At 33.4% G+C, this 13,902-nt stretch carries 14 protein-coding genes; 1 reads left to right on the top strand and 13 read right to left on the bottom strand.

Annotation, left to right across the window (positions count from 1 at the left end; all coding sequences use genetic code 11):
* Positions 1–37 precede the first annotated feature (37 nt).
* From BM266_RS11785 to BM266_RS11730, 12 genes are all read right to left on the bottom strand, one after another.
* Positions 38–1,177 carry a glycosyltransferase family 4 protein gene (locus tag BM266_RS11785; protein WP_093409920.1) on the bottom strand — a complete coding sequence of 380 codons (1,140 nt, stop codon included), beginning with the start codon at positions 1,175–1,177 and terminating at the stop codon, positions 38–40.
* On the bottom strand, positions 1,174–2,034 hold the full coding sequence (locus BM266_RS11780; RefSeq protein WP_093409917.1) for a sulfotransferase family protein: 861 nt from the start codon (positions 2,032–2,034) through the stop codon (positions 1,174–1,176). The genes BM266_RS11785 and BM266_RS11780 overlap by 4 nt, the downstream gene beginning before the upstream one ends.
* Entirely contained in the window at positions 2,031–2,861 is an 831-nt protein-coding gene (locus tag BM266_RS11775) for a polysaccharide deacetylase family protein (RefSeq protein ID WP_093409915.1), read from the bottom strand. Before BM266_RS11775 ends, BM266_RS11780 begins: the two co-directional genes overlap by 4 nt.
* Positions 2,862–3,008: 147 nt before the next feature.
* Entirely contained in the window at positions 3,009–4,184 is a 1,176-nt protein-coding gene (locus BM266_RS11770; RefSeq protein WP_093409912.1) for a hypothetical protein, read from the bottom strand.
* Between the two features lie 2 nt (positions 4,185–4,186).
* Positions 4,187–5,224, bottom strand: coding sequence for a pseudaminic acid synthase (pseI, locus tag BM266_RS11765; protein WP_093409909.1), 1,038 nt, complete (start codon positions 5,222–5,224; stop codon positions 4,187–4,189).
* The gene (locus tag BM266_RS17115; RefSeq protein ID WP_175494803.1) at positions 5,224–6,228 is read right to left on the bottom strand and encodes a GNAT family N-acetyltransferase; all 1,005 of its coding nucleotides are present in this window, start codon (positions 6,226–6,228) and stop codon (positions 5,224–5,226) included. Before BM266_RS17115 ends, pseI begins: the two co-directional genes overlap by 1 nt.
* Before the next feature lie 57 nt (positions 6,229–6,285).
* Positions 6,286–7,065: a cytidylyltransferase domain-containing protein gene (locus tag BM266_RS11755; RefSeq protein WP_175494802.1), complete on the bottom strand. Its 780-nt coding sequence runs from the start codon at positions 7,063–7,065 to the stop codon at positions 6,286–6,288.
* The gene (locus tag BM266_RS11750) at positions 7,043–7,840 is read right to left on the bottom strand and encodes an SDR family oxidoreductase (protein WP_093409904.1); all 798 of its coding nucleotides are present in this window, start codon (positions 7,838–7,840) and stop codon (positions 7,043–7,045) included. The genes BM266_RS11755 and BM266_RS11750 overlap by 23 nt, the downstream gene beginning before the upstream one ends.
* Complete coding sequence (locus BM266_RS11745) at positions 7,828–8,661, bottom strand: aldo/keto reductase (protein WP_093409900.1); 834 nt, start codon at positions 8,659–8,661, stop codon at positions 7,828–7,830. Before BM266_RS11745 ends, BM266_RS11750 begins: the two co-directional genes overlap by 13 nt.
* Complete coding sequence (pseC, locus tag BM266_RS11740; protein ID WP_093409897.1) at positions 8,651–9,865, bottom strand: UDP-4-amino-4,6-dideoxy-N-acetyl-beta-L-altrosamine transaminase; 1,215 nt, start codon at positions 9,863–9,865, stop codon at positions 8,651–8,653. The genes BM266_RS11745 and pseC overlap by 11 nt, the downstream gene beginning before the upstream one ends.
* A 3-nt stretch (positions 9,866–9,868) precedes the next feature.
* Positions 9,869–10,882 (bottom strand): UDP-N-acetylglucosamine 4,6-dehydratase (inverting), encoded by a 1,014-nt coding sequence (gene pseB, locus BM266_RS11735; RefSeq protein ID WP_093409895.1) that lies wholly within the window; start codon positions 10,880–10,882, stop codon positions 9,869–9,871.
* A gap of 123 nt (positions 10,883–11,005) precedes the next feature.
* Positions 11,006–12,796 carry an ABC transporter ATP-binding protein gene (locus BM266_RS11730; RefSeq protein WP_262506702.1) on the bottom strand — a complete coding sequence of 597 codons (1,791 nt, stop codon included), beginning with the start codon at positions 12,794–12,796 and terminating at the stop codon, positions 11,006–11,008.
* A gap of 331 nt (positions 12,797–13,127) precedes the next feature.
* Here BM266_RS11730 and BM266_RS11725 point away from each other — a divergent pair, with 331 nt between their 5' ends.
* On the top strand, positions 13,128–13,727 hold the full coding sequence (locus BM266_RS11725; RefSeq protein ID WP_139220637.1) for a hypothetical protein: 600 nt from the start codon (positions 13,128–13,130) through the stop codon (positions 13,725–13,727).
* Here the strand turns inward: BM266_RS11725 and BM266_RS11720 are convergent.
* The coding region (locus BM266_RS11720; RefSeq protein ID WP_139220636.1) for a transposase at positions 13,672–13,902 on the bottom strand (231 nt) is incomplete at its 5' end. The two genes, BM266_RS11725 and BM266_RS11720, sit on opposite strands and share 56 nt — an antisense overlap.

The following is a 13,902-nucleotide window of genomic DNA, read 5'->3' as shown; positions in this document are numbered from 1 at the left end:
TCTTATTTCTTTATTCTTAATCAGCTATTTTTTCTAATTATTCCAGCAGGTTTTTATAAAGGTCGAACATATTTTTATTTACTTCCTCCAACTTAAAATTATGTGCATAATTCTTTAAACTAATTTCCCCCATTTTTTTCCAATCTTCACTTAAAATTTGAACCAACTGTTTAGCCAAGGATTCCGGGTTATTTGTTTCATGAATCAGTGCATTCCTCTCTGTAATTACTTCTTTAAAAACCGTGATGTCAGAACAAATTACAGGCAAACCGGCTGCCTGAGCTTCAATAAGCGATCCTCCCAGGCCTTCGAACAGGGAGGGAAAGACAAACACATCTGCAGCGGCCAATAACTCATAAATATCATTCCGATGTCCCAAAAATTTGATCCTGGTTTTCATCTCATTATCTTTCAGGAACTCTTCAATTGCTGCTGAAGCATTTCCTTTTCTTCCGCAAAATAGAAATTGAGCGCCTGCACTGAATAATTGATTATCAGCTATTTTAATTGCTTTCAAAATATCAAGATGAGCTTTCTGAAATTCCTGACGGCCTACATGAATGAATATAGGACCCCCGGAATTCAACCCCAACTCCTCTGTAAATGTGGCACGTAGTTCCTTTTTTCGATTAAGGTTAGGATTTTCTTTCCTCCCTCTGTAGATTACAGAAATTTTTTCTTTCTTGATATTTAAATGTTCTTGATAATGCCTTGCCACCTCTTGCGTAATAGCAATAAAATGATCTACACCAAACTTTTCAGAAAACCCATCTAGCTTTTCATATATCCTAAGGGTTTTTGAATTAATCTTAGGGTCCTTATATCTAATCTTTGCATAAGTGGCATTCACCAGGCTTTCAATATTTTTAAAATTTATCAGCAATTTTGCACTTCGGGTTCGCATGGCAGCCTTAAACAAAATACTGTGAACCAGGTCAGGTTGATAATCTTTAATAATTCTCTTTAATTGTACCATGTGGTGGAAAAAGGAGCCCTGATCCAGAAAAATAACTTCAAAAGCTGCATTCAGAATTTCCTGCTCAATACCCTCCTCTCTGTGTTCTAAAACGACTATTTTAATTTTTACCCCTTTTTCTCTTAAGTAGTACCATAATTCAGCATTTGATTTTTCAGCCCCACCCGTACCTAAACTATCCTGGATATATAAAACTCTCATTTCTGAAACAATTTATAGCCATAGGAAGTCAAATACTGCCCTGCAACTTCATTTATGGTTTTAATGTCATTTGCCTCCAAGCGATTAAAGCTGGAAGGATTCATATTTTTAATCTTACTATTTTTTTCGTGAATCGTAAAAGATTTCTCGAAGTAATCTTTCGGAAATTTTTCCAAACCAATTCTTTCCAGAATATCATTTACCACCTCTGATGGGTTCTGGGCAAGATCTTCATACTTGACCTCTATCACATTTTGAAGTCTTTCCTTGTGTTCCTCAAATAACTGAAGTGATCTCACCCATTGATTGGCACACAAAGAAAGAGGATATTTCCCTTTTTCAAAATAAGGATTTCCTTCCATTACTTCTGCTTTTCTTTGAATCCCTTCAGCGACCGCATAGCCATTTCTTATAATATGGATAAACCAAGCAGGACGAAAATTTTCATTAAAAAAATTTAATCTGGTAATGTTAGAGATTGATTTTTCCTGTAAAAATTCACTATTTAATTCATAAAAATGTGACCATTGTTTTTTAATTCGTTTAGGTTTTTTTGATTGATTACGTGGAGAGAGTTCCATATCCTGTTCACATTCCCCCCACATCCTTCTCCACCCAAAATCCTCAGGCCTTACTAACTGATCTGTCAACATAACACCTTCATCCGGCAAACCGCTTATTTTTGGGTGTGTAGCAAGAATTTGATCTAAAAGAGTAGTACCGGAATTATAACATCCCGTAATAAAAATCCAGTTTTTGTTATAAAGGTTTCTACCAGTTTTATTAAGGATTCCAGCCCATAATGGGTTGTATTTTAATCTGGCTGTTACTCTATGCAGAAATTCAAGTTTAGTCATTTTCTTAATTTTCCAAGAGCTTTGGTTATGGGTAATATTTTAGTATGCCATCCGCTTAAAATAAGCTTAAACTTCCAAAGGGGTGTCGTGTCATTAACTACTAACCTCGAAATTCTTAAAGGATTCACATCTCCTTTATTTATTTTATGATCAAATAAGTAAGCTTGTTTAATTCCATATTTTTGTAATATAGATTCTGCATTAGGTGAAAAATTACCATTAGGGTAAGCAAAAACATCAGGGGTGAAACCGAGATCTCTTAAAATGATCGTTGATTTACTCATTTCATGTTCCAGTTCTTCAGGGGTGCATTTATCAAACATTGGGTGGGTATGGGAATGGTTTGCTATTGTTATCCCGGCTTCCTGCATTTCTCTCAATTGTCCCGGCGTTAACTGGTCATATTTTAAAATAGGTTTAGAAGAGGTATTCCTTAATTCTTCCAAATAAGCTTCACGCCTTTTATTAGCCCAGCATTTTACTTCCAAAACTTTTTTATTTCCTTCATTTTTTCCAAGGTAATATTCAATCTCGTTCCACCAAAATGGTGTAGAAGTACCAATTAGATTTGTGATTACAAATAAAGTAGCAGAAAGTTCGTGATTTTTTAAAATGGGAAAAGCGTTATCATAAAAAGATTTATCTCCATCATCAGAAGTTATGAGTAATGGTTTTTCAGGGAGACATCTATTTTTTAAAAAAACAGTTAATTGATAATAAGAAATGATACTGAAATTTTTGCGTAGAAATTTTATTTGTTTATCAAAATTATAGGAATCATTAATTGAATGATAAGATAAGATTCGTAGTAGAGGGCTTTTTGCCAAAACTTAGTTTTTAGTGATTATAAATAAACAAATTTAAATTTTCTATTAAATAGAAGATACATAATAGGGTTTAATAATGTTATTCAAAAACAACCTCCCCCTTAGTTACATAATAATTCTTTGAAACGTAAAAATTGCTTTTTAAGATTATGATTCTGTTTTCAAAATCCTGTTAATCGCATAATAATAGGAATTTTCTTGAATATGATTATCTTTTATATATCTGTTTTTATAAAGTTGATATCTTTCTCTGTCAATAAACGGTTTCGCTTGTTGATCCTGTAAATTTTTATCAATATAGATACTATTCATATTTAAATAACCTGTATAGAAATCAAATAATTTTTTAACTCGGGGGTGATAGTTATAAATTAAATCATCTTTAAAAATTAATACAGGTTTTTCATAATAGACCGCAAAATTTATTGAAGTACTATTATGAGCTAAAACCAAATCTGCCTCTCTGATCAAATCTTTCGTTTTACCAATAATTGTTTGTATTCCAGGGAATTTACCGTATAATTCCTTTTCGAATACAACGGCATCGGGATGAAGGGCTACAATTATTTCATCAATATTAGATGTTTTCTTTATATGAGAAAAGGTAGTCATAAGGTTTGAATAATAATTATCAAGATATTCTTCCGGAAAGGAGTCTTTATAAACTCCCGGATGTGTTTTATGCAGAAAAGGAATACCCTGATCAAGGAAAACAGCCAATTTCTTCCCCTCCTCCACGAACCTCTCACTTGGTTCATTGATAATATGATTCATATCGTCCGCATGCACCGAAAAGCGATTTGCAGGTTTTACGGTCAAATAAGCTTTAAGAGGTAATAAATAGGAAGTACTGCATAAATAATAATCAGGAAGTGGAATATTATAAAAAATACTGTAATAATACTTTAAAAAATGGAGAGGTAAAACCTCGGCCAATTTTCGTACAGATTTTTCAATTAGTGTTCTCCATTTTGGAGGGGTTTCAAGTGTAGCAAAAGTTTTAGTATTGTAAGATAAAATTATATCGTTTTTTCTGATAATTTTTTTTAGTTCGCGGGAGGAATAATTAAGGTCGTGATCTTTTATTACGTAAAGTATACTTTCCTTTGGTAAGGTTTGGTTAAAGTTATCAAAATCCTCTTTATCTCTAATAATATATCTATTTTGTAAGATTATATTCTCAGTGGTTGTAGCAACATTTCCGTAAAAAATTGTGGCATCCAAAATTGCAAAGTCTAGCCCTTCAGCTTCAAAACGATCGAAATTATAAATATATCTGTGAGAATCTCTGAGAATCTTCGGAATAAAAAATACAATTTTCATAATTACTCAATTAAATCAAAGCTTACTCTTGTGCCCTTTTCTATATCTGCAATCACAGTTGATCCTAATAATTTATAAAGATTTTTAGGATGCATGCCAAAGCCCGGCCTTATACTACGAACATTTTTTTCGGTTATAACCTCGCCAGCTTTAATATCTTCTACCACGTAAAGAGAGCGGCTAAAATCCCTACCCTTTTTCTGTTTTTCTGTCAATGTATAATCAACCTTTCCTATAGCCTTTTCTGCATCCCTGACTGCTTTTACCATTTCAGTAAATTCCTGTTCATCCATAGAAAATGAAGCATCAGGACCTCCTATGCTCTTATCTAATATAAAATGCTTTTCTATTATTTTAGCGCCCATAGCGGTGGCAACAATAGGCACTGTACTTCCAAGTGTATGGTCTGACAGTCCGGAAATAACATTATAACGCCGGGACAAGTCTTTTATCATGACCATATTAGCTTCTTCTATAGGCGCTGGATAAGATGAAGTACATTTTAATAAGGCTATATCGTTGTTACCCATTCTCCTGCAGGCCTCTAAAGCAAGTTCAATATCTTCCTGCTCTGCAATCCCAGTAGAAATTATTACCGGCTTACCTTTTGAAGCAGTATATTCTATTAAAGGAATATCAGTAATTTCAAACGAAGCAATTTTATAGGCAGGTGCATTTAGTTCTTCTAAAAAATCGACCGCAGTTTTATCAAACGGGGAGGAAAAGCATATTAAGCCTTCTTCAGCAGCAGCCTCAAAAAGAGCTTGATGCCATTCCCATGGGGTGTAGGCCTGTTCATATAGATTATAAAGATTTTTACCCTCCCAGATAGTGCCTTTTATTAAAAAATCTTTTTTTGTTGAATTAATGGTAATTGTATCAGGAGTGTAAGTTTGTAATTTAATACAGTCAGCACCAGCCCTTTTCGCAGCTTTAATCGTTTTTAAAGCTGTTCCAATACTTCCATTATGGTTAGCAGATAACTCCGCAATAATAAATACAGGTTTAGGTGCACCTATTACTTTATTTCCTATTTTCATTAGATAAATTTTTCAAATTTTAATTCTGAGGTATCATTAGAAATTTCATTGAAAGATAATTTCTGAAATATTTTAATCGAAGGAATATTTTCTTTTAAAACATACCCATAGACCATTTGTACTAAGGGCCTATTTTCCATTAAAAATTGTATCCCATTTTCTAATAAATAAGTACCCAATCCCTTTCCAGTGAATTTTGGATCTAAAAGATAATTAATTTTAGCTATACTTTCCTCCTCTAGATCAAACCTAATTGAACCCGCTGCCACTCCCTGAACTTCTAATAAATAATATTCAGAATTTGTATTTTCCAATTTGGAAAAGAACCAACTCGCATGTTCCTTTAAAGTAATTTTATCCTTATTAAAAGAAAATTCTCTAACTTTTTGATCGTTCGCCCAGGAATATGTTAAATATAAGTCAGTAAATTTTACGTGACGTATTTCATTTTTCTTATTAAACTTAGAATGAATTTTAACATCAATATACTTCTCTTGAAAAAAACACTGCTCTTTTAATTCTAATTCAAAACCAAATCCAGCTTGCTCAATCGCGTTATATAGTCTTGGTCTTAAATCAAAGGCGTAAGTATAAATTTTATGAAGATTAATCTCATTAAATGCAACCTTTTCCAATAATTTTAAAAAGTTGATCCAATGAAATTCAAAAAATTCTTTTTCCAGACTGGAATTCATTATAAATGAAATCTCGGCATTCCTATCTATCCAATTAATATGCACTAAGCCTCCATAACCCATACATTTTTCGCCTTCGAGATAAGAAAAAAGAATTTGAGAAGGCTGAGTCTGCTCAAATAAATCAGCTACGACCGTATAAAAATAATTATCTTGTTTTTTTTTTGTAAGCAATTCACTTTGGCGTAAGTGATACATTTGTTCATTACGCCACTTCATAATATCATACCGATCCTCTTTTCGAATAGGAACAATAGAATAGTTCCCTAGAGAAAAACGTTGATTTTTCAGAGATTTGTAATTACTCATCTTTATTTTTTAAAAAAGAAGATAGTCTATCAAACTCATATTCCTGAAGTAAAGGCTCTATTTGTTGTATTTCTTCTTCCAAGGATTTATAAACTTTTTTTGATAATTAGATTTATTAACTTCGAATAACCAACTATAATGGTCCTTGCAAAATTTAATTAAATCCAGGCCTGCCGGAATTTTAAATTTATGGCCAATTGAAAAAATAGCAGATAACACCAAATAATCAGAAGGATAATCAATAGTTAAACGCAGCCCTTCTAAATTTTCATTTTTCTCAACTTCAAAAGTTGATAAATTATATCTTCCACTTTTTCTCAAAAATAGGGTAACATGTTCTTCATCTTCTTTCGTAAGCTTTTGAAACTCTAAACTTAATAAAGCTTGTGTGGTAATTATTTCAAAATTCATTCCCGTAGGCAATCCTTTCGTTATTGTATAATCAACTTGAGAATTAGCATGTGCTGCAAGGCTTTTTTCAAGGAAGTTTGTATCTATTATAGGATTATCTCCTGTTAAACGAACAACATAGTCAAACTCACCACTCTTTAAAATATCAATAAAACGACTTAAAACATTATCCTCGGATCCTCTATAGCATTTTATATTATTAATTTCACAGAATGCCTCCAGAGGATCATTTTTGGTATCTAAGGAAGTTGCTATATAAATTTCTTTTTGGATTTTTATTTTTTTTACCCCTTCAACAATTCGAAATAATAAACTTTTATCCGACCCAATCGGCATAGGCATTAGTATTTTCCCGGGTAAACGGGTAGATGCCATACGAGCCTGGATAATAAAAGCTATTTTTTTATTTGGAAGTCCATCCACCATCAACTGTAAAATTTTGTCCGGTAATAAAATTAGATGCATCTGAAGATAGGAAAGTGAATATACCACCTAAATCCTCTGGTTGTCCAATCCTGTCCAAACAGGTTCTTTGTTTCAATTCATTTATAAATTCTCTATTCTCTTGAACTTTCTTTGAAGGAAATGGACCAGGGCTTACCGCATTTACCTTAATATTCCATTTTCCTAAATATGATGCATAATATTTTGTAAGCTGTATTACACCGGCTTTAGCTGCCCCGTAATGAGGAGGGTTCAAAAAATTCGGGGATTCATCATATACACTAAAATCTGGGGCTACCATCCCATACATAGAAGAGACATTAATAATTTTTCCTTCTCCGGTAGTTTTAAAATACGGTATTATTTCTCTAATTGTTCTAAAAACTGAATTCAAGACACCGTCTACCCCTCGCGACCAATCTTCATCTGTCATCTTCTCGGGAGATTGCCCAGACAAATAAACCGCATTATTAATTAAAGTATTAACAGTGTTTTTTTGGGAAATATTTGAAAAAGCATTTTTAATACTTTCAGTTTCCGAAATATCACAATATTCAAAGAAAAGGTTTTCATCTAAATTCTTATTGGTCTCAAAAGCTTTATAAAACTTATTCTTATCTCTACCAAGCACAAAAACCCGGGCATTATGAGCAAGTAAACTTTCTGTAATGGCTTTCCCCAAATAACCATAGCCTCCGGTAACTAAGATTACTTTCTGATTTAAGTTTACACTAAAAACGTTCTCTAAACTGGCCATTTTGAGGGTATTAAAATTTTATCAGTTATTTTATTTTCTAATTCAGGTAAATCAGGTGCATTTTCTAAATTCTCTATATTCTGTAATAACTGTAATTCATTTTCCACTCCTATAATTACTCTTTCAACAAATGGTTTATCCAAAACAAACTTTAAGAGCGCTCCGTTTAAAGGAGATTTTTCCTGAAGTTGAATTAATAGAGGCTTCACTTCATCAAAAAAATTGTCCAGTTCCTGAGGATTCATAAAAAATAAACCCTGTAAAAATGCTGATCTTGTATGAATTTCACAACCTCTACTTTTTAGTTCTTTTATAGCTGTTTCAAACCTCCTGTCAAAGTAATTATAAGGAACCTGAACTAAATCCGGATAATATCCTTTTTCCAAAAGCTGTTCTAGCTCAAGAAGCTCATTAAGTGAAAAACCAATTTTTTCTACTTTAGCCTCAAATTTAAATCTTTGTAATTCTTCCCACTGCTCCGGGTGATCTAAAATATCCATAGGGCGATGGGCTAGATATCCGTAAAAAGACTTAAGTCCCAGCTTTTCCAGGCTTTGGTTTAATTGGACTGAAATACCTTCCTCCTTGGATGGTGGCATAAATTTAGAGACCATTTTAAAGTAGGAAAGATCATTTAGCCCAAGTACATCTTCAGAACTTCCATAGGCAGATGCTGAATCCAAAATTTCTATCTTATAAGATTTGGCTGTATCGAGAATTTTAACAACCTCCTTTGTAGGGGTTTGCCCACTTTTATTGGATATGCCATATGGGAGACCAAACTGAACGGTTCCTAAACCTAATTTCTCCCTAATCTTCATAAAATGAATTAATCTTCTCTATTACAAAGTCCTGTTCTTCTTCTTGCAAAGTAGGAAACATAGGTAAACTGACACAATATTTGTAATAATGTTCTGCAACGGGCAAATCTCCTTCCTGCCATCCCAGCTCGCGGTAATATGGCATTAAATGACAGGGGATATAATGAATTTGTGCAAAAATTTTATTTTCTCTTAAGTAATTATATAGTCCCAACCTGTCTTCTACCTCAAGTACATATAAATGATAGGCATGTCCTTCTACAACTCCGGATTGACCTTTAATGTAATCCTTTTCTTTAAATGCCTTCAAATAGGTCGCAGCAATTTCTCTTCTTTTGGCCAAACCTTCATCTGCCCTTTTTAACTGGCTATTTCCCAAGGCGGCCTGGAAATCGGTTAATCTGTAATTATAACCTAATTCCTGCATTTCCATATACCAGTTGGGATAAGAGCGGGATTCGGGATTCGGGATTCGGGATTCGTCTAAACCTATAGCGAATTCTGGTGTATTTTTATATTTACTTTCATCCTTTATGATTCCATGTGTTCTTAAACGAAGTAATTTTTCGTAAAGTTCCTTATCGTTGGTGGTAATCATTCCGCCTTCGCCACTGGCAATATGTTTAACAGGGTGAAAGGAAAAAATGGCTAAATCGGCAAAATTTCCGTTACCACATAACTGTTTTTGACTTTTAGCGTCTTCAAAGTAACCCCCAGGAGCGTGACAGGCATCTTCTATTATCCAAAGATCATATTCTTCAGCAAGCTGTCTGAATTCTTCTAGGTTTACAGCTCTCCCCGCAAAATCTACAGGAATAATTCCTTGGTAAGTTCCTTTGGGAGATGCCTCCAAAAGTTCCCTGACTTTATTAATGTCCAGCAAATAAGATTCAGGATCAATATCAGCAAAAACCACTTCCCCACCACAATAACGCACACAATTTGCTGAAGCCGCAAAGGTTATAGGTGTGGTTATTACCTTATCCCCGGGCTGAACATTCAGGGCCATCGCACAAAGATGAAGGGCTGCAGTACCGTTTGAAACCGCCACTGCATATTTACTATCAACATAAGCAGCAAAAGCTTCTTCAAACTTGGCAATTCGAGGCCCCTGGGTAAGATAATCAGATTTTAAAGTGCTCACAACGGCCTCTATATCCTCCTCTGTGATATTTTGGCGACCGTATGGAATTGGATTATTCATAAACTAAACTTCAAAGGTTGGATCTACATGTTCCTTTATCAGATCTCGAAGATTTTCTACTGAATCCCATTCTTCATTTTGACCGGAATTATACTGAAAGCCAGGTTTAACCTTTTTTGCATTAAATTTTTCTATAAAATCTTCCAATTTCCATTTATGGGTAGAAGGTAAAATAGTATAATACTTTCCAAGATCATAAGTATAATAAGAGTCAGAATCGGTGATCATCTCCTCATGGATTTTCTCTCCGGGGCGAATGCCTACTACTGCCTTTTCACATTCCGGTCCTATGGCTTCAGCGATATCCATTATTTTATAAGAAGGTATTTTTGGGACAAAAATCTCTCCTCCCCAGGCATGTTCCAGGGCGTGCATCACCATATCTACTCCTCCCTGAAGGGAAATATTGAACCTTGTCATGGTTGGCTCAGTAATTGGCAACACTCCTTCCTTCTTCTTTTTAAGGAAAAAAGGAATTACTGAACCATTGGATCCCATAACATTCCCGTATCTCACCACCGAAAATTTAATCGGGTTCCACCCGGTAATATTGTTTGCGGCAACAAATAATTTATCAGAAGCCAATTTAGTTGCTCCATATAAATTTATTGGTGCTGCAGCTTTATCGGTAGAAAGAGCTACGACTCTCTCAACATCGGTTTCCAGACAGGCATTTATTATATTCTCTGCACCCATGATATTTGTTTTCACACATTCCATAGGATTATACTCGGCTATAGGAACATGTTTCATTGCCGCTGCGTGAATTACATAATCTATTCCTTTTAAAGCTCTTTTTACCCTAGCTTCATCTCTTACATCACCTATAAAAAATCTCAGTTGAGGAAATTTATCCGCCGGGAAATCCTGAGCCATTGCAAACTGTTTCTGTTCGTCTCTAGAAAATATAACCAATCTTTTAATATCGGAATTATAATTTAAAATGTGTTTGGTAAGGGCCTTCCCTAAGGAACCTGTGCCGCCAGTAATTAATATTGATTTATCTTTTAAATCCATATTTTGTTTATATTATACAATTAAAAAAATTTCGAAAAAAATATATTGAATTTCCTACAGGAGAAGTTTTTTTATTAAACTTTAAACTGTTATTCAATATAATAAGCTTCCTATTTAGACAAATTATATTTCCTGCAATTCAACCAATTTTTTAAAATAAACAGAATTTTTAGTTAATTCACTGAAATTACCATTATTTGAAATACTTCCGTTTTTCATAACTACTATTTTATCGGCATTTTTAATAGTCGAAATTCTATGAGCTACAATTAAAATAGTGTACTCGCCTTTAAGTAGATCAATATTTTGTTGAATAGCTTTCTCTGTTTCTGAATCCAAGGCTGAAGTAGCTTCATCAAGAATTAAAATTTCCACATTCTTAAAGAGTTCTCTTGCAATAGACACACGTTGTCTCTGACCTCCACTTAAATTCACCCCATTATTCCCTAAGACTTCATTTTCTTGCTGTGCTAATCTAACAACAAAATCATAAATCGCAGCCTGTTTAACAGCCTTCCAAAATTTATCCAGATTTTCTTGATTTTGCTCAGCCCAAAATGTAATATTGTTAAATAAGGTGTCATTAAAAATAACGGGGTCCTGAGTTATATACCCAATTTTTTTTTGAAGTTCTGAAATTTCAATATTATTGCTATTATTACCATTAATAAAGAAACTACCGGAATCTATTGGTAGTAAACCAGCTAAAATATTTACCAAAGTAGTTTTCCCGCTTCCACTTTCCCCTACAAACGCGATTGTTTCATTTTTCTGAACAGAGAATGACAGATTTTCTATAACCGTTGTGTTATTATATTTAAATGAAACATTCTTAAGGGTGAGATTATCAATAGGTTCCATCAGCAGTTCTGAGCCATGTGTCTCCCTATTCTTTCGAAGTTCCTTACCGAATTTTGCCATATTTTCAAGAGAACCTGAAAAACTTAAAAATTTATTCCATCTTACCTGCATCTGCATTAAGTAGTTCAAAGCACGATAAAAGAATATAAGGCTTATAAGAATTGATCCTAGATCTGCACTTAAAAATGTAGTCTGAATAATTATTACTAAAACCACAACGGTAATGAGAATAGGCTCCCTTCCAGAAGTAAGCAATACATCTAATTTTCCTATTTTTTTATTACTATCCTGAATTCTAAAAACAGAATCTTCCAGTTTTTTCGCATATTTGCCTAGTGACCCCGTAGCTTTTAAATACTTATAATTGGAAACATTTTGAATAATTAAACTTTGAAAAACATTATTTTCACCAGTTAAATCTCTGGATAATCCTCTCGTATTTTCATACAATTTTTTATAAAGAAAATTAGTCAATACCCCTCCAATAGTTACCAAAATCGCAAACTGTGCATTGAGAGTAAAGGCGAACCCCATATATACAGCAACCAAAATACCATATTCAAAAGCTTTAAAATAATTAAAGTAGGAACCCGCTACCTTGTCTACTTCCCCTGTCAGGGTATTTTGAATTCTACCTACATCTGCCATTACAAAATATTTGTAAGCTAGATTATTAAGACCTTTTATATTTTCTAACCTGATCTTTTTAATAAACCATTCGCGTACATTTACATTATAAACTCCCCCTATATATTGTACTACAGCCTTGCCAAAGAAAAAGATAAGCATAAGTACCAAAATGGAAATCAAATTAAGAGGTATACCCACTTGTCCAAAAAAATCAACCAAAAATCTTAATTTTCCTAAAGATTCGGGATCCACTTGTGAATTATCACTAACCATTTGAAGTAGAGGAAGAAACATTGTTAAACCAAATCCATCGAGCAAACCAACGAGAATACTAAAGAAGATTATTAAGAAAACTCTATATCTTAAATATGAGTAAAAATATACGAAGCTTTCGAAATATTTTTTTATAAAATTTTTAAACACTTATCAATTTATTTAATACATTTTTAACTTATAAATCTAGTTTAGATTAAGAGTGAAAATAAATTTAAGTGCAAATATAAAAGCATAATTGGATTAAAAAGGCTTCTCCTGAGAAAGGTTGTCCTAAAGTATTGTTAACTAATAATTGATCTAAATGGGATCTAGAGTTGTATTATTACCTATGACCCATAAAATCAATACATGAAGAAAAAACCTATAACTCGTTGATTGCAATCACAATGCCGCAAGGCGAAATTTATTAAATCTAGTTAATTATCCATTTCTCGAGAAGATCTAGGAAGAGGTGCAAAGTCAACCAAGAAGTCCTAGGATGAGACCTCAGGAAGTAATAGATGGATGTAAAAATTTAAAAATTATGAAGTCAAAAAGCAAGGGAAGACTGTTTATTCATTTGGGCCCTCCGAAAACTGGTACTACTTCTTTTCAATATCTTTTACAGAAAATAGAAAAAGAAGAATGGTTTTATGGTGGCATTACTCAACCCAGATCCGGAAAAAAAGAATTATCCAAACTTATTTTTAACTATTGTTCCGGTCAAAATAATGATTTAAAATATGTTTGTTATGAGATAGACTTTCATTTTAAAAAATTCAAGAACATTTTCATTTCTGAAGAAATGCTTTTAGTCCATCAAAACAAAAGTAGCTTAACTGATAAGCTTAGCAGATTAAAAGTAATTGCAGCAAATTATAATACTACTTATATTTATGTAAGTAGAAGCACTGAAAGTGTTCTCCCATCCTATTACCAAGAACGTCATAGAAACTTACCGGAAGAGTACCAAAAAAACTTCGGGAGTGTTAGCTCAACTCTGTCTCCTTCCTCCTCCGGGGGTACCCCCGGAGGAGGAAAATTTAGCTTTTCGTTTTATTGGTTGCTAAATCCAACTCCAGTCGGCCTTCAAATTTAATGGCTAATTGTTGAACTACCAAGCCCCAATTCTGCAGTGGAGCGTTCCATTTCTTTTCAATTCTTTGGGTAGCCAGATAAACCAGCTTCAATAACGCCATATCATTAGTGAAAGCTCCTTTGGTCTTGGTTACTTTTCTTACCTGCCGGTGAAAACCCTCTACGGCATTAGTAGT

The sequence above is a fragment of the Salegentibacter flavus genome (assembly GCF_900115145.1).
Taxonomy (GTDB): domain Bacteria; phylum Bacteroidota; class Bacteroidia; order Flavobacteriales; family Flavobacteriaceae; genus Salegentibacter; species Salegentibacter flavus.
The sequence above is the reverse complement of the archived record's forward strand: the minus strand, read 5'-3'. Positions and strand labels throughout refer to the sequence as shown.

Coding starts and splice junctions, on each gene's coding strand:
- BM266_RS11785 (WP_093409920.1), bottom strand. CDS start 1,177: ATGAGAGTTTTATATATCCAGGATAGTTTAGGTACGGGTGGGGCTGAA.
- BM266_RS11780 (WP_093409917.1), bottom strand. CDS start 2,034: ATGACTAAACTTGAATTTCTGCATAGAGTAACAGCCAGATTAAAATAC.
- BM266_RS11770 (WP_093409912.1), bottom strand. CDS start 4,184: ATGAAAATTGTATTTTTTATTCCGAAGATTCTCAGAGATTCTCACAGA.
- pseI (WP_093409909.1), bottom strand. CDS start 5,224: ATGAAAATAGGAAATAAAGTAATAGGTGCACCTAAACCTGTATTTATT.
- BM266_RS17115 (WP_175494803.1), bottom strand. CDS start 6,228: ATGAGTAATTACAAATCTCTGAAAAATCAACGTTTTTCTCTAGGGAAC.
- BM266_RS11755 (WP_175494802.1), bottom strand. CDS start 7,065: ATGGTGGATGGACTTCCAAATAAAAAAATAGCTTTTATTATCCAGGCT.
- BM266_RS11750 (WP_093409904.1), bottom strand. CDS start 7,840: ATGGCCAGTTTAGAGAACGTTTTTAGTGTAAACTTAAATCAGAAAGTA.
- BM266_RS11745 (WP_093409900.1), bottom strand. CDS start 8,661: ATGAAGATTAGGGAGAAATTAGGTTTAGGAACCGTTCAGTTTGGTCTC.
- pseC (WP_093409897.1), bottom strand. CDS start 9,865: ATGAATAATCCAATTCCATACGGTCGCCAAAATATCACAGAGGAGGAT.
- pseB (WP_093409895.1), bottom strand. CDS start 10,882: ATGGATTTAAAAGATAAATCAATATTAATTACTGGCGGCACAGGTTCC.
- BM266_RS11725 (WP_139220637.1), top strand. CDS start 13,128: ATGAGACCTCAGGAAGTAATAGATGGATGTAAAAATTTAAAAATTATG.